This window comes from Streptomyces sp. NPDC045956, from assembly GCF_056430705.1.
The window spans coordinates 245367-263072 of record NZ_JBWKKZ010000010.1; the positions used below are offsets into that span (position 1 = coordinate 245367).

At 75.6% G+C, this 17706-nt stretch carries 1 protein-coding gene; it reads right to left on the reverse strand.

Annotated features, from left to right (window positions below; genetic code table 11):
* Positions 1 to 45: 45 nt before the first annotated feature.
* Entirely contained in the window at positions 46 to 17703 is a 17658-nt protein-coding gene (locus AC07FV_RS26065; protein WP_479089658.1) for a type I polyketide synthase, read from the reverse strand.
* Positions 17704 to 17706: the final 3 nt, after the last annotated feature.

Sequence of the window (17706 nt, forward strand, 5' to 3'; positions counted from 1 at the left end):
AGGGGCGAGGCCGGCCGGAGTGCCGGTGGGGTGGCTCCGCCGCGGTCATCGGGGCAGCTCCTCGATCCACCGGTGGACGGCGCGGGCCGTGGTGCCGGCGTGCTCGGCCATCATCGTGAAGTGGTTGCCCGGTACGTCGACGATGTCGCGGGCCGCCTTCCACGAGCTGCGCCAGTCGCGGCCGTCGGCGGGCTCGCGCAGGGGCTCCGAGGCACGCAGCAGGAGCGTGGGAACGCGGGTGTCGGGGCGCGGCGTCTCCCAGAACAGGTTGCCGTACCAGGTCATCGCGGTGAGACGGCTGTCGTCCATGGGTACGAACTGCTCCGCCCGCTCGAAGACCCCTTCGGAGAGTTCGGCGCTCCAGTCGGCCATCAGGGGGTCGTCGAGCCGGTAGACGTCCGCCAGCACCAGCCCGGCCGGGGGTGCGCCGAGTTCGGCGAGGCGCACGGCGAGGCGGTGGGCGAGGATCGCGCCACCGGAGTGCCCGAAGAGGACGACCGGCGTGTCCTGGGCGTGGGCGAGGATGCCGCGGGCCTGCCAGTCGAGGGCGACTTCGGGGGTCGCGGGCAGCAGCTCGCCGCGGCCGTAGCCGAGGACGGGGACCGCGGCCACGCGCCGTGCGCCGCGCAGGGGCGCGGCCAGGCGGACGAACTCCTGGGGACCGCCTCCGGCCGTCAGTCCGCTGACGCAGACCAGCAGCTCGGACGCCGGGCCGTCGGCCAGGGCGGTGAGCGTCGCCGGTCCGCCGGCCTGGGTCACGTGGTCGGCCATCGGCCGGAACTTCGCGGTCTCGCCGACCAGTTCGAGGAGCTCCGTGATGCGCCCGGTGCGCACGGCCTCCCGGTAGAGGGAGTCCAGCAGGCCCACCGGGTTCCGGTCGGTGGGCGAGATGCCGAGCGTCACGGCGGGCGCCGTGCTGTCCGTGGCCCCGCCGTCGGCGGCCGTGGCGGCGGCGAGGTGGCGGGCGAGGGCGGCCGGTGTGGGGTGGTCGAAGACGACGGTGGCCGGCAGCGTCAGGCCCGTCGCCCGCTCCAGGGTGGCGCGGATCTCCAGCGCGGCGAGCGAGTCGACGCCGAGTTCCAGGAACTGCCGGTCGGGGGCGACGGACGCGGCGTCGGTGTGGCCGAGCACCGTGGCGGCCGTGCCGCGGACGAGGTCGAGCGCCGCCCCGGGCCGGTCGAGACCGGCGGGGCCGGGGGCCGCGCCCGCATCCGGTGCCGTGCCTGGCGCCGGTGCCGTGCCCGGTTCCGGTGCCGTGTCGGGCGCGGGGGGCGGTGCCGCGGTGGGGTGCGGCTCGGGCCAGTAGCGGCGTCGCTGGAAGGCGTACGTCGGCAGGTCGGGGCGGGGCCCGGTGACGGGTCCGAGGAGCGCGTCCCAGCCGACGGGGACGCCGGCCGTGTGCAGCCGGGCGACGGCGGTGAGCAGCGCGGCGGGTTCCTCCCTGCCGGAGCGCTGGAGCGCCACGCAGAGGGTGCCGGTGGTGTCGTCGAGGGAGCGGGCGCGTTCCAGGTTCCGCTCCAGCGGGACGGTGAGCGCGGCACCGGGTCCGATCTCGGCGAAGCGGGTCACGCCCTGGTCCAGCAGGGTGTCGACGGCGTCGGAGAAGCGAACGGTGGCGCGTATCTGACGGACCCAGTACTCCGGAGCGGACATCGCGCCGTCGTCCGGGAGGCCCGTGACCGTGGACACCAGCGGGATGCGGGCGGGGTGGTACGTCAGGGACGCGGCCACGGCGGCGAAGTCGGCCAGCACGGGGTCCACGCGCGGGGAGTGGAAGGCGTGCGAGACGTCCAGGAAGCGGAAGGTGCGACCGGTCCGCCCGGCCTCCTCGGCCAGCTCCGCCAGGGCGTCGGCGTCGCCGGAGAGGACGACGTCGTCCGGGCTGTTGACGGCGGCGACCGCCGCCCGGTCCTCGTACCCGCTCAACGCGGCGTGCGCCTCGGCCTCGGTCATCCGCACGGACATCATCGCGCCGCCCTCGGGCAGCGCCCCCATGAGCCGTCCCCTGGCGGCCACCAGGGTGCAGGCGTCGGCGAGCGGGAGGACGCCGGCGACGTGGGCGGCGGCGACCTCGCCCACGGAGTGCCCGGCCAGCCGGTCGGGGGTCACGCTCCAGGACTCCAGCAGCCGGAAGAGCGCGACCTCGAAGGCGAAGAGGCCGAGCTGGGTCCAGGCGGTGCGGCCGAGCGCGTCGGCGTCGTGCAGGACGACCTCGCGCAGCGGGCGGTCCAGGTCCGGGTCGAGGTGGGCGCAGACCGCGTCGAAGGCGTCGGCGAACACGGGGTACGTCTCGTACAGTTCGCGGCCCATGCCGACGCGTTGCGCGCCCTGGCCGGAGAAGACGAAGGCGAGGTCGCCGCGCCCGGCCTCGCCCCGGACGGTGCCGGCCGCGGTCCCGGCCGCGTCGGCGAGCCCGGCGAGTCCGCGGCGGAGCCCTTCGGCGTCGGGTGCCAGCACGACGGCGCGGTGTTCCAGGGCGGCCCTGGCGGTGGCCAGGTGATGGGCGGCGGCGCGCAGGTCGAGCGTGGCGCCGGTGCGGTCGACGTGCGAGCGGAGCCGGTCGGCCTGGGCCCGCAGTGCGGCCTCGGACCGGCCCGAGACCGGCCAGAGCAGGAGCGGGGCAGCGGTGTCCGGCCCGCCGGCCGGCGACGGTGCGGTCCCGGGCTCCGGCGGAGCCTCCTCGATGAGGACGTGGGCGTTGGTGCCGCTGATCCCGAACGAGGACACGCCGGCTCTGCGGGCCCGGCCCGTCCGCGGCCAGCGCCGGTCGTCGGTGAGGAGTTCGACGGCGCCGGCCGACCAGTCGACCTCCGGGGTGGGCTCGTCCACGTGCAGTGTCCTGGGCAGCACGCCCCGGCGGATCGCCTCGACGGTCTTGATGACGCCCGCGATGCCCGAAGCGGCCTGGGCGTGACCGATGTTGGACTTCACCGACCCCAGGTAGAGGGGTACCTCGCGGTCCTGGCCGTAGGTGGCGAGCAGCGCCTGCGCCTCGATCGGGTCGCCCAGCTTCGTGCCGGTGCCGTGTGCCTCCACCGCGTCCACCTCGGCGGCCTCCAGGCCGGCCGCGGCCAGCGCGGCGCGGATGACCCGCTGCTGCGCGGGGCCGTTCGGGGCCGTCAGGCCGTTGGAGGCGCCGTCCTGGTTGACCGCGCTGCCCCGCACCACGCCGAGCACCCGGTGCCCGTTGCGGCGCGCGTCCGAGAGCCGCTCCAGCAGCACCAGGCCCACGCCCTCGCCCCAGCCGGTGCCGTCCGCGGAGGCGGCGAAGGAGCGGCAGCGGCCGTCGGAGGCGAGGCCGCCCTGGCGGCCGAACTCGGCGAACACGACGGGCGAGTGCATCACGGTGACGCCGCCCGCGAGCGCCATGGAGCACTCGCCGCTGCGCAGCGACTGCGCCGCCAGGTGCAGGGCCACCAGGGACGACGAGCAGGCCGTGTCCACGGTGACCGCGGGGCCCTCCAGGCCGAAGACGTAGGAGACGCGGCCGGACAGCACACTGCCCGAGGTGCCGGTCATGGCGTGGCTCTCGGAGCCCTCCGGCAGGACGCCGGCCATGGCGTAGCCGCCGGCGGAGGCGCCGACGAAGACTCCGGTGCGGGTGCCCCGTAGGGCGGTCGGCGCGATGCCCCCGCGCTCCAGCAGTTCCCAGGCGCTCTCCAGGAGCAGCCGCTGGTGGGGGTCCATGGCGACGGCCTCGCGGGGCGAGATGCCGAACAGGTCGGCGTCGAACTCGGTGGCGTCGTGCAGGAATCCGCCCTCGGCGGTGAAGTCGCCCGTGTCGGGCAGGTCCCAGCCGCGGTCCACGGGGAAGGGCGACATGGCGTCGGTCCCGGCCGCGACCACCTCCCAGAGGTTCTCCGGGGAGTCGGCGCCGCCCGGGTAGCGGCAGCTCATGGAGACGATGACGACCGGGTCGTCCGCCGCGGCCCGCTCGGCGGGACGTGCGGCTGCCTGCGTGGGGGCCGGCTCCGCGGCGCCCAGCCGGGAGAGCAGTTCGGTGGCGGCCGCGCGGGCGGTGGGGTGGTCGAAGACCAGGGTGGCCGGTAGCCGGAGGCCGGTGGCGCCGGTCAGGCCGTCGCGGACCCGGAGCGCGGTGAGCGAGTCGATGCCGAGTTCGGTGAAGACGCGGTCGGGGTCGACGGCCCGGGGGCCGGGGTGGCCGAGCACGGTGGCGACCACGCTGCGCACGACGTCGAGCAGGAGGCGGTGGCGGTCGGCGGCGTCGGCCGCTTGGAGTCTGGCACGCAGCGCGCGGCCCTCCGCGCTGCCGTCGGTCCCGGCCGTGGCCTCGGAGGCGTCGGCCCGGCCGGTGGCCGCCTCCGGCAGGTCGCTCACCAGGGGGCTGGGCCGGCGGGCGGTGAACGTGGGAACGAAGCGGTCCCAGTCGACGTCGGCGAACACGCCGGTGGGGCGGCCGGAGTCGACGGCGGAGGCCAGGGCGGCCAGGCACAGCCGGGGCGGCATGGGGGTGATGCCCCGCTCCCGCAGGTAGTCGCCGGCGTCCCGGTCGGCGACCATGCCGCTGCCGTCCCAGGCTCCCCACGCGACGGCGGTGGCCGCCCGGCCGTGGGCCCTGCGGTGTTCGGCGAGCGCGTCGAGGTGGGCGTTGGCGGCGGCGTACGCGGCCTGCCCTCCCCCGCCCCAGACACCGGCGATCGAGGAGAACAGCACGAAGAGGTCGGCCCGGTCGCCCAGCAGGGCGTCCAGGTGGACGGCGCCGAGCACCTTGGCGCGGACGTGGTCGGCGATCTCGGCCGGCGAGGTGCCGGCCAGGGGCGCGGTGGTCGAGATGCCCGCGGTGTGGACGACGCCGGTGACCGGGTTGCGTTCCAGCAGGGCGGCGAGGGCCTCCCGGTCGCTGACGTCGCAGGCGGCGACGACCGCGGTGGCTCCGATCCCGGCCAGTTCGGCGACCAGTTCGCCGGTGCCGGGGGCCTGCGGTCCCGTCCGGCTGACGAGGAGCAGCTCGGTGACGCCGCGTCGGGCGAGCCAGCGGGCGACCTCGCGGCCGAGCGCCCCGGTCCCGCCGGTGACCAGGACCGGGCCGCCGGGGGTCCACGGGGCCGTGACGGGTTCCGCCGCGGCACGCCGTACCCGGCGGGAGAACACCCCGGAGGGTCGTACGGCCAGCTGGTCCTCGTCCTCGGCGGCGCCCGCCAGGAGTGCGCCGAGCCGGGCGGTAAAGCGGGCGTCCGCGGTCGCGGACAGGTCGATGAGCCCGCCCCAGCGCTCGGGGTGCTCCAGCGCGGCCACCCGGCCCAGGCCCCACAGCATGGCCCGGTCGGGGTCGGCCGCCGTGTCGAAGCGGCCCACGGTGACCGCGCCGCGGGTGAGGCACCACAGCGGGGCGCCGATCCCGGCGTCGCCGAGCGTCTGCACCAGGGTGACGGTGTCGCCGGTTCCGGGGGCGAGGACCTCGTCCCCGGGGTGCGGCCGGTCGGCGACCGCCAGCAGGGAGACGACCCCCGTGAAGTCGCCCGGTGCGGACAACTGGCGCAGTGTCCCTGCCAGTGCGCTCCGTTCGGTGCCGGCGGGGACGCGGATCTCGGTGACCTCGGCGTGGGCCAGTGCGGTGCGTACGGTCTCCGTCTCCGCCTCGGCGCCGGCCGGCGGGAGGGCGAGCAGCCATCGTCCCGTCGGCGTGGTGGCCGGCAGGCCGACCAGGGGGCGCCAGGTCACCTCGTAGCGCCGGGAGTCCACGGTGGCGTCCTCGCGGCGGGCCCGCCGCCAGGAGGCGAGGGCGGGCAGCACCTGGTCGAGGCCCTGTGCGTCGAGGCCCGGCGCGTCGAGGCCCAGGGTCCTGGCGACGGCGGTGGTGTCGCCGCGTTCGACGTCGTTCCAGAACGCCTGCTCCGCCCGGTCCGTTCCGCCGGGGGGCGAGCCGGCCCGCCCGTCGGCGGCGTGCTCGACGGGGTCGGGCCAGTAGCGGTCGCGGTCGAAGGCGTAGGTGGGCAGGTCGACCGGACGGCCCTCGGGGAGGAGGCGCTGCCAGTCGATCCCGACTCCCCGCACGTGGGCCTCGGCGAGCGCGGTGAGCCAGCGTTCCCGGCCGCCCTCGCCGCGTCGGAGGGTGTTCAGGACGGCGCCGGGGAGGTCCGTGTCGTCCAGGGTCTCCCGCAGGCCCACGGTGAGCACGGGGTGGGGGCTGACCTCGATCAGCAGCCGGTTCCCGTCGTCCAGCAGGGCGCGGGTGGCGTCCTCGAAGCGGACGGTGGCGCGCAGGTTGTCGTACCAGTACTCGGCGCCCAGGGTGGACGTGTCGATCCGTCCGCCGGTGAGTGCCGAGTAGAAGGGCACGGAGGAGGGCGCCGGGTCCACGTCCCGGAGGTCGGTCAGGAGGCGGGTCCTGAGCCGCTCGACGTGCGCGGAGTGCGACGCGTAGTCCACCGGCAGGCGGCGGGCCCGTATCCCGGCGGCGGCGCAGTGGGCGACCAGTGCCTCCAGCCCCGACACGTTCCCCGAGACGACCGTCGAGCCGGGGCCGTTGACCGCCGCGACCGAGAGGCCCTCCCAGCGGCCGGTCAGCTCCTGTGCCGCCTCGCGGGAGACGGCCAGCGACACCATTCCGCCGAACCCGGCCAGCTCGTCGGCGATGGCACGCGCCCGCAGCGCCACCACCCGCGCCCCGTCGTCCACGGACAGCGCCCCCGCCACCACCGCGGCCGCGATCTCTCCCTGCGAATGCCCCACCACCGCGGAGGGGGCGACACCCGCCGAAGCCCACAGCTCGGCCAGCGACACCATCACCGCCCAGAGCACCGGTTGCACGACCTCGACCCGCTCCAGTGCGGCCCCCTCGCCCCTGACCACCTCCAGCAGGCAGAAGTCGGTGAAGGGCTCCAGCGCCTGTCGGCACTGCTCCATCCGCGCGGCGAACACCGGTTCCGCGTCGAGCAGTTCGGCCGCCATGCCGGCCCACTGGGAGCCCTGTCCCGGGAACACGAACACCGTGCCGCCCCGGACCGCGCCGCCGCGCACCACTCCGGCCGTCTCCTCGGCGGCCGCCAGTGCCCGCAGCTGTGTCGCGTGGTCGGGGCCCAGCAGCACGGCACGCTGATCCAGCACCGCGCGCCCGGTGGCCAACGACCAGGCCACGTCCACGGGATCGGTCCCACCGGCGGTCAGCAGCCGCTCCGCCTGCCCGCGCAGCGCTTCCCCGCTCCGCGCCGACAGCAGCCACGGCACCACCGCACCGGCGCCCGACGGATTCGCCTCCGCCGGGGCGCCGGTCGCGTCGAGGGCCTGCGGCGCGCTCTCCAGGATCACGTGCGCGTTGGTGCCGCTCATCCCGAACGAGGACACACCCGCTCGGCGCGGCCGGTCCGACTCCGGCCACCGCCGCGCCTCGGTGAGGAGTTCCACGGCCCCCGCCGACCAGTCCACCTGTGCGGAGGGCTCCCGCGCGTGCAGGGTGGCGGGCAGCAGTCCGTGCCGCAGCGCCTCCACCATCTTGATGACGCCGGCGACGCCCGCGGCCGCCTGCGTGTGCCCGATGTTCGACTTCACCGACCCCAGGTACAGGGGCTCTTCGCGCCCCTGCCCGTACGTCGCCAGCAGCGCCTGCGCCTCGATCGGGTCGCCCAGCCTCGTGCCCGTACCGTGTGCCTCCACGGCGTCCACCTCGGCGGCGGTCAGCCGCGCGTCGGCCAGCGCCGCCCGGATCACCCGTTCCTGCGAGGGGCCGTTCGGCGCGGTCAGACCGTTGGAGGCGCCGTCCTGGTTGACCGCGCTGCCCCGCACCACCGCCAGTACCCGGTGCCCGTTGCGTTCCGCGTCGGAGAGCCGCTCCAGCAGGAGCAGACCGACGCCCTCTCCCCAGCCGGTGCCGTCGGCGTCGGCGGAGAAGGCCTTGCAGCGGCCGTCGGAGGAGAGCGCGCCCTGGGTGCTGAACTCGATGAACGTGCCGGGCAGCGGCATCGCGGTGACGCCGCCGGCCAGGGCCATCGAGCACTCCCCCGCCCGCAGGGACCGGGCGGCGAGGTGGAGCGCGACCAGGGACGAGGAGCAGGCGGTGTCCACGCTGAGGGCGGGCCCGCGCAGGCCGAACGTGTACGAGATCCGGCCGGAGAGGACGCTGGCGGAGTTGCCGGTGCCCAGGTGTCCCGCCGTGGCGGCCTCGGAGCCGAGCAGCAGCGCCAGGTAGTCCTGGCCGTTGGTGCCCGCGAACACTCCGGTGTCGCTCCGGCGCACGGAGGTGGGGTCGATGCCCGCGCGCTCGAACGCCTCCCAGGCGCTCTCCAGCAGCATCCGCTGCTGCGGGTCCATGGCGAGCGCCTCGTGCGGGGAGATGCCGAACAGGCCCGCGTCGAAGGCGGCGATGTCGTCGAGGAAGCCGCCCGAGCGGGTGTGCGAGGGGCCGTCGTGGCCGAGCAGGGTGTCGAGGTCCCAGCCCCGGTCGGCGGGGAAGTCACCCATCGCGTCGACGCCGTCCCGCACCAGACGCCACAGCGCCTCGGGCGAGTCGACTCCGCCGGGGAAGCGGCAGGACATGCCGATGATGGCGATGGGTTCGTCGGCCGCCGCCCGGCCCCCGTCTCCGGCGCGGGGAGTGTCGGAGGCGGCCGCTCCGCCGGACAGCGAGCCGAGCAGGTGTTCGGCGAGCGCGCCGGGGGTGGGGAAGTCGAAGACGAGGCCGGCGTGCAGGGTGAGCCCGGTCCGGGCGGCCAGGAGGTTGCGCAGCTCCAGGGCGGTGAGGGAGTCGAAGCCCATGTCGTGGAAGGCGCGTTCGCGGTCGACGTCGGCCGGTGAACCGTGACCGAGGACGCCCGCGACGGCCTCCAGGACGAGGTGTTCCACGTGGCGGGCCTGCTCGGCGGCGTCGGCGCCCGGCGCGGTGGGGGTGACCGGGCCGGTGGCCTGGACTGCGCGGACGACCGGGACCGCCTCGGGGAGTTCGGCGAACAGCCGGCTGCGCCGTACCGCGGTGAAGCCCGGCACGAAGCGTTCCCAGTCGATGTCGGCGACGACCAGTGCGCCGTCCCTCTCGGTGAGGGCGGTGGCCAGGGCCTCCAGGGCCCGGTTCTCCTCCATGCCGGGCAGTCCGCCGCGTGCCAGGCGGGCGGCGGCGGCCGGGTCGGCGGCCATGCCGGCCCCGGCCCAGGCGCCCCAGGCGAGGGCGGTGCCGGGCAGACCCCGGGCGCGGCGGCGTTCCACCAGGGCGTCGAGGTGCGCGTTGGCGGCCGCGTAGGGGCCCTGTCCGGCGCTGCCGATGACGCCCGCGACCGAGGAGAAGACGACGAAGTCGGTCAGCTCGCCGGTGAGTTCGTCCAGTGCGTCGGCGGAGTGGGCCTTGGCGTCGAGTACGGCGGCGAGCCGCTCCGGGGTCAGCGCGTCGAGCACACCGTCGTCGACGATCCCCGCGGCGTGGACGACCGCGGTCACGGGGTGGCGTTCCAGCAGCTCGGCCACCGCGCCGCGGTCGCTCAGGTCGCAGGGGACGACGACGGCGTCGCAGCCACGTTCCGCGAGGTCCGCGACGAGGTCGGACGCGCCGGGTGCGGCGGGGCCGCGCCGGCTCGCCACGACCAGGCGAGTGGCGCCGCGTTCGGCCAGCAGTCGGGCGACCTTGGCGCCGAGCGCACCGGTGCCCCCGGTGAGCAGGACCGGACCGTCGGCGCGCCACTCGGCGGGCCGGGGCTGACCGGGCGCGCCGGTGGGGGCGCGCCGCAGCCGGCGGGCGTGCAGGCCCGTGGGCCGGACGGCCGCCTGGTCCTCGCCCGAGTCTCCGGCCAGCAGCTGGACCAGCCGGTCGGCCGCTCGCCGGTCGAGGTGGGCCGGTACGTCGACCAGGCCGCCCCAGCGGTCGGGGTGTTCGAGTGCGGCGACGCGGCCGAGGCCCCACAGCTGGGCGGCCGTCGGGTCGCACACGTCACCGGGTGCGACCGCGACCGCGCCGGAGGTGAGGCACCACAGCGGTGCGGCGAGTCCGGCGTCGCCCTGGGCCTGGACGAGCCGCAGCAGGTCGGCGGCGGTGTCCACGCGGGCGAGCATCCCGGCGACGGGACGGCCGCGCTCGGCGGCGGCCGAGGCCGCACGGGCCAGAGCCGCGGCGCACTCCGCGCGGTCCGTGCCGGCTTCCGTCAGCTCGACGAGGTCGGCACCCGCGCCGCTCAGGCCGTCGACGAGCCCGCCGGGCACCTCGCCCCCGGTGACCAGGAGCCAGGTGCCGGTCAGCCGTTCCTGGCGGTCGGTGACCTGGCTCCAGCCGACGCGGTAGCGCCAGGCGTCGGTGGTGGCCCTGTGGCGGCTCTGCTCCCGCCAGGCGGCGAGCGCGGGCAGGACGGCGCCGAGGCCCTCGCGCTGCTCCTCGTCCAGGCACAGCGCACCGGCGACGGCCTCGGCGTCGGTCGAGTCCACGGCCGCCCAGAAGTCACGCTCGGCCGGGTTCTCCCCGGCGACGGGGCGAGGGGCGGCCACCGGCTCGGGCCAGTACCGGTGGCGGGCGAAGGGGTAGGTGGGCAGCGCGATCCGGGCGCCCGCGAAGGGGGCGAGGTAGCTGGACCAGTCCACGGGGACGCCCCGGGTGTACAGGCGGGCGACGGCATGGACGAGGGTGGCGGCCTCGGGACGGTCCGGGCGCAGCGCGGGAACGGGGACCAGGGTGTCGTCCTGCTCCTGGGCCAGGGCGGAGAGCACCCCGGCGGGGCCCAGCTCCAGTGCCGTCCGCACCCCGGTGAGCCGGCCGAGGGCGTCGGCGAAGCGGACCGGCTCGCGCACCTGGCCCACCCAGTACTCGGGGGTGGCCAGGTCACCCGGGGCGGTGGTGAGGACCGGGATCTGCGGGGCGTGGTACGTCAACGACTCCGCGACGGCCGCGAAGTCGGCCAGCATCGGCTCCATCAGGCGGGAGTGGAAGGCGTGCGAGACCGCGAGGCGCTTCACCCGCACACCTTGTGTCCGGAGCCGCTCCTCCAGTTCGGAGACCGCTGCCGCCTCACCGGAGACCGTCACCGACGTGGGCCCGTTGACCGCTGCCAGGTCCACCCCGTCGGGCAGCTCCAGGTCCTCCTCGGCCACCTCCACGGCCAGCATCGCCCCACCCTCGGGCAACGCGTCCATCAACCGCCCCCGCGCCGAGACCAGAGCGCAGGCGTCGTCCAGCGACAACACCCCCGCCACATGCGCGGCGGCCAGCTCGCCGATGGAATGCCCGACCAGCACATCCGGGACCACACCCCAGGACTCCAGCAGCCGGAACAGCGCCACCTCCAGCGCGAACAACCCCGCCTGCGCGTAAACCGTCCGCTCCAGCAGCCCGGCATCCTCGCCGAACACCACCTCACGCAACGGACGCCCTACATCCACCCGCGCACACACCGCGTCGAAAGCATCCGCGAACACCGGAAACGCCTCGTACAGCTCCCGGCCCATCCCCGGCCGCTGCGAACCCTGACCCGAGAACAGCAGCGCCAGGCCACCGTGCACTACCTTGTCGGTCACCGCGTCCTGGGTGTGCTCGCCCGTGGCGAGGGCCGTCAGGGCGGCCGTGTGGGAGCCGAGGACCACGGCGCGGTGCGCCAGTTCGGCCCGCGTGGTGGCCAGGGAGTGCGCCAGGTCGGCGGTGTCCGCGTCCAGCCCGGCGAGCAGGGCGGCTTGCCTGGCCAGTGCGTCCGGCGTGGCGCCGGACAGCGCGACGGGCAGCGGGAGGCCGGGGCGTTCGCCTCGTACATCGACGGGTCCCCGGCCCGTTTCCGGCGCCTCTTCCAGGATGGTGTGGGCGTTGGTGCCGCTGATCCCGAACGAGGAGACGCCGGCCCGGCGCGGGCGGCCCGCCTCGGGCCAGGGGCGGTTCTCGGTGAGCAGTTCCACCGTGCCGGGCGACCAGTCCACCTCGGGGGTCGGCTCGTCCACGTGCAGCGTCGCCGGCAGGACCCCGTGCCGCAACGCCATGACGGCCTTGATCACGCCCACGACTCCGGCGGCGGCCTGGGTGTGGCCGATGTTGGACTTCACCGACCCCAGGTAGAGGGGTTCCGCGCGGTCCCTGCCGTACGTCGCCAGCAGCGCCTCCGCCTCGATCGGGTCGCCGAGCCGTGTGCCCGTACCGTGCGCCTCCACCAGATCGACGTCGGTCGCCTCCAGTCCGGCGGAGGCCAGCGCCGCGCGGATCACCCGCTGCTGTGCGGGCCCGTTCGGTGCCGTCAGGCCGTTCGAGGCCCCGTCGGAGTTGACGGCGCTGCCACGGACCACGGCCAGCACCTCGTGCCCGCGCCGGCGGGCGTCCGAGAGCCGCTCGACCAGGAGTACGCCGACGCCCTCTCCCCATCCGGCGCCGTCCGCGGAGGCGGCGAAGGCCTTGCAGCGGCCGTCGGCGGCCTGGCCGCGCTGCTTGCTGAACTCGGCGAAGACGGACGGCAGGGAGATCACGTTGACTCCGCCGACCAGGGCGAGGTCGCTCTCCCGGTACCGGAGCGACTGGCAGGCCAGGTGCAGGGCGACCAGGGACGACGAGCAGGCGGTGTCCACGGTGACCGCCGGGCCCTCCAGCCCGAAGGCGTAGGCGACCCGGCCGGACAGGACGCTGGGGGAACCGCCGGTGACCAGGTAGCCTTCGCCGGCCGCCGGGTCGCCCGCCAGCACGGCCAGGTAGTCCTGACCGCCGGTGCCGGCGTACACCGCCGTGCGTGAACCTGCCAGCGACCGGGGGTGGATGCCCGCGCGTTCCAGCGCCTCCCACGAGGCTTCGAGGAGCAGTCGCTGCTGCGGGTCCATGGCCAGCGCCTCGCGCGGCGAGATGCCGAACAGCTCGGCGTCGAAGTCGGTCGCGTCGGGGAGGAAACCGCCCGTCCGCGGGTAGTCGCCGCCGAGCGCGTCGAGGTCCCAGCCGCGGTCGGCCGGGAAGGGCCCCATCGCGTCGGTGCCGGACTCGACCAGTCTCCACAGGTCTTCCGGGGAGCGGACGCCGCCGGGGAAGCGGCAGGCCATGCCGACGATGACGATCGGGTCGTCCACGACGGGGGTGCCGTCGCCTCCGGGCACGGCCGCGGCGGCGGCCTCGGCGACGCCGTCCTCGCTGCCGCCGATGATCTCGGTGGCCAGGAAGCGGGCGAGGGCCAGCGGGCTGGGGTGGTCGAAGACGACCGTCGCGGAGATGCGCAGCCCGGTGGTGAAGGTGAGGCGGTTGCGCAGCTCGACGGCGCCCGCCGAGGTGAGGCCGAGTTCACCGAGCGCCCGGCCCGGCTCCACCTCGGAGCCCGACTCGTGGCCGAGCACCAGCGCCACCTGGTCCCGGACCAGGTCGAGCAGGAACCGGTTGCGTTCCGCCTCCGAGGCCCCCGCCAGCCGCTGGGCCGGCGAGAGACTCTCCTGGTCGGTGGCGCTGCTCCGGGCAGGCTCCTGCTGTGCGGTCTGCCGGAGCTTGCGCACGTCCGGGAGTTCGTCGAGCAGGCGGCTGGGGTGGGTGGCGGTGAAGAACCAGGAGAAGACCTCCCAGCGGATGTCGGCGAGGGCGAGCGTGGTCTCGTCGCCCTCCAGCGCCGAACGCAGGCCCGCCAGGGCGTGCTCGGGTTCCATCCGGGGGATGCCGTGGCGCTCCAGGACGTCACCGAAGTCGCCCTCCGCCATGCCGGCGCCCGCCCACGAGCCCCAGGCGACCGAGGTCGCGACCAGGCCCTGGGAACGGCGGTACTGCGCGAAGGCGTCCAGGAAGGCGTTGCCGGGTGCGTAGTTGCCCTCGCCGGCCGAACCGAAGACACCGGCGAGCGACGAGAAGAGGACGAAGGCCGACAGATCCAGGTGGGCGGTGGCCCGGTGCAGGGTGAGGGCGCCGGCGACCTTGGCCCGCAGCACGGTCTCGACGCGGTCCGGGGTGAGCGAGTCCAGGATGCTCGAGTCGACGATCCCGGCGGCGTGGAAGACGGCGGTCAGCGGTCGGGCGGCGGGCAGGTCCGCGAGGACGGCGGCCACCGCGTCGTGGTCGGCCGCGTCCACCGCGGCCACGGTGACGTCGGTGCCCGACTCCCTCAGCTCGGCGACGAGTTCCGTGGCGCCGGGGGCCTCGGGACCTCGCCGGCTGAGCAGCAGCAGGTGCTCCGCGCCGGAGGCGGCGAGCCACCGGGCAACGTGTGCGCCGATGCCGCCGGTGCCGCCGGTGACGAGCACCGTGCCGGACGGCTGCCACATCCGGCGGGGCGGGGCGGGCTCGGCGCGGCGCAGCCGGGGTACGAAGATCCCGGTGGCGCGGAGCGCCGCCTGGTCCTCGTCGGTGCCGGCGAGGACGGTGGCGAGCCGGGCGAGGGCGCGCGGTTCGGGTGCGGCGGGCAGGTCGACGAGGCCGCCCCACTGGGTGTACTCGTGGGCGGCGACCCGGCCGAGCCCCCATGCCAGGGCCTGGTCCGGGTGAGTGACCGTGTCCCCCGGCGCGGCGGCGACGGCGCCGGAGGTGGCGCACCACAGGCGGAGCGGTTCGCCCGTGTCGTGCACGGCGTGCAGCAGGGTGAGGGCGGCGGCGAAGGCGGCCGGGGTGGCGGGGTGTTCGGGGACGGGGCCCTCGGTGAGGAAGAGCAGCGACAGTACGCCGCTCGCGCCACGCAGCCGCTCGGCGAGGGCGCCGCGCTCGTCGTGGTGGGTGACGGGCAGAGGTTCTGGGGCGGCGCCGGCCTCCGCCAGGGCCGCGGAGACGGCGGTGACCAGCGGGTGTGCGGGGAGGTCCGGCGGTACGGCCAGGACCCAGCGGCCGTCGAGCCGCCCGGCGGGGAGCGCGGTGGGTGTCCAGGCGGTCCGGTAGCGCCAGCCTTCGATCCGGCTGCGTTCGCGGTCCCGCCGGTGCCATGCGGAGAGAGCGGTGAGCGCCTCTTCGAGCGGGGTCCGGCCGCTCACGTCGAGCATGCGCTGGAGGGCGGGCAGGTCCTCCTGTTCGACGGCGGACCAGAACCAGTCCTGCGGGCGGTCCTCGGCGGGCGGTTCGAATGCGACGGTGTCCAGCCAGTAGCGGCGGCGCTGGAAGGCGTAGGTGGGCAATTCGACGCGGGTGCCGCCGCGGCCGGCGTACACCGCGGCCCAGTCGACGCGTACGCCGTGCACGTGGGCCTCGGCGACCGCGGTGAGCCAGCGCCGGACCCCGCCCTCGCCTCGGCGCAGGGTGCACAGGACGGAGGCGCGCAGTCCGAGGGCCTCGACGCTCTCGCCGATGCCCAGGCTGAGGCCGGGGTGCGGGCTGACCTCCAGGAACAGGGTGCGTCCTTCGGTCAGCAGGGCATGCGTGACCTCCTCGAACCGCACCGTGTTGCGGAGATTTTCGTACCAGTACTCCGCGTCCAGTCCGGCGGTGTCCATCCGCTCACCGGTGACCGTCGAGTGGAACGGCACTGTGGAGGAGACCGGGGCGATGGGGGCCAGGTCCTCCAGCAGCCGCTCCCGGATCCGTTCCACCTGCGCACAGTGCGAGGCGTAGTCCACGGGGACCCGCCGCGCCCTGATCCCCTCCGCCTCGCAGTGCGCCAGCAACTCCTCCACCGCGCCCGCCTCACCGGACACCACCGTGGAACCCGGCCCGTTGACCGCCGCCACCGACAACCCCGGCCACCGTGCCGCCAGCTTCTCCGCCTCCAGGACCGGCACCGCCAGGGACACCATCCCGCCCCGCCCCGCCAACTCCCGGGCGATCGCACGCGCCCGCAGCGCCACCACGCGCGCCCCGTCCTCCAACGACAGACCCCCGGCGACCACCGCCGCCGCGATCTCCCCCTGGGAATGCCCCACCACCGCCGCCGGCACGACCCCGACCGAAGCCCACAGCTTCGCCAGCGACACCATCACCGCCCACAGGACCGGCTGGACCACCTCCACCCGCTCCAGCCCGGCACCCTCACCCCGCACCACCTCCCGCAGCGAGAAATCGGTGAACGGCTCGAGCGCCCTCGCGCACTCCGCCATCGCCTCGGCGAACACCGGCTCCCGCTCCCACAGCTCCGCGGCCATCCCCGCCCACTGCGACCCCTGCCCCGGAAACACGAACACCGTGCCGCCCTGCCCCGGGTCCTGGGTACGGGCGATCACCTCCGCGGTCTCCCGGCCCTCGGCCAGGGCGGTCAGGCCGCGGCGGAACCCGGCATGGTCCTCGGCCAGCACCACCGCGCGGTGCTCCAGGGTCGCCCGGGTGGTGGCGCAGGAGTATCCGATGTCCACGGGCGTCGGGGCGTTCTCCTCCCCGACGTCCCGGAGGTGGCTGAGCAGCCGTGCGGCCTGTCCCCGCAGCGCCTGCCGGCTGCGCCCGGACAGGATCCAGGGCAGCACCGGGGGCGCTGATCCTGCCGGCCCGTGCTCCTCCACGGGCGCGGCGGCGGGCTCCGGTGCGCGGTATTCCTCCAGCACCACGTGCGCGTTGGTGCCGCTGACGCCGAAGGAGGACACCGCGGCACGGCGCGGCTGCTCCCCGCTCGGCCACTCCAGCGGCTGGGTGAGCAGCTCGACGGCCCCCGAGGACCAGTCCACGTGCGGGCTGGGCTCGTCCGCGTGCAGGGTGCGCGGCAGCACCCCGTGCCGCAGCGCCTGCACCATCTTGATCACACCACCGGCACCCGCCGCGGCCTGCGTGTGCCCGATGTTCGACTTCAGCGACCCCAGCCACAACGGCCGGCCGGCGGGCCGGTCCTGACCGTAGGCGTTCAACAGCGCCTGCGCCTCGATCGGATCACCCAGGGTCGTACCCGTACCGTGCGCCTCCACCACGTCGATGTCCGCGGCGGTCAGCCGGGCCGCGGCCAGCGCTGCACGGATCACGCGCTCCTGCGAGGGGCCGTTCGGCGCGGTCAGTCCGCTGGACGCGCCGTCCTGGTTGACCGCGGAACCGCGCACCACCGCCAGCACCTCGTGCCCGTTGCGGACGGCGTCCGAGAGGCGCTCCACCAGCAGCACACCGACGCCCTCGGCCCAGCCGGTGCCGTCGGCGTCCGCCGAGAAGGCCTTGCAGCGGCCGTCGGAGGCGAGGCCGCCGGACAGGGCGAAGTCGAAGAAGGTGTTCGGGGTGACCATGATGGCCACGCCGCCGGCCAGGGCCAGCGAACTCTCCCCGCTGCGCAGCGACCGCATGGCCAGGTGCAGCGCCACCAGCGACGACGAGCAGGCGGTGTCCACGGTCAGGGCCGGGCCCTCCAGCCCCAGCGTGTAGGCGACCCGGCCGGAGACGACGCTTCCGCTGTTCCCGGTGCCGAGGTGCCCGGCGACCTCGTCCGGGACGGACATGATGCGCGACGCGTATTCGTTGTACATGACACCGGTGAAGACGCCGGTGCGGCTCCCGCGCAGGGACAGCGGGTCGATCCCCGCGCGTTCCACGGCCTCCCAGGAGGTTTCCAGCATCAGCCGCTGCTGGGGGTCCATCGCGAGCGCCTCGTTCGGCGAGATGTTGAACAGCGACGGGTCGAAGTCGGCGACGCCGTCGAGGAAGCCTCCCTCCCGGGAGAACTGCACGTCCGCGGCGACACCGGTCTCGAAGTGCGTCAGGTCCCAGCCGCGGTCGGCGGGGAAGGGACCCATCGCGTCGACACCGTCCCGCACCAGGCGCCACAGCGCCTCGGGCGAGTCCGCTCCGCCGGGGAAGCGGCAGGACATGCCGATGATGGCGATCGGCTCGTGCTCGGTGGACTCCGCGGCACGCAGCCGCTGACGGACCGAGGCGAGGTCCGTGGTGACCCTCTTCAGGTAGTCCCGCAGCTTGTCCTCGGTGGACACGGCACGTGCGCCGACCGTCTCGTCCGGCATCGC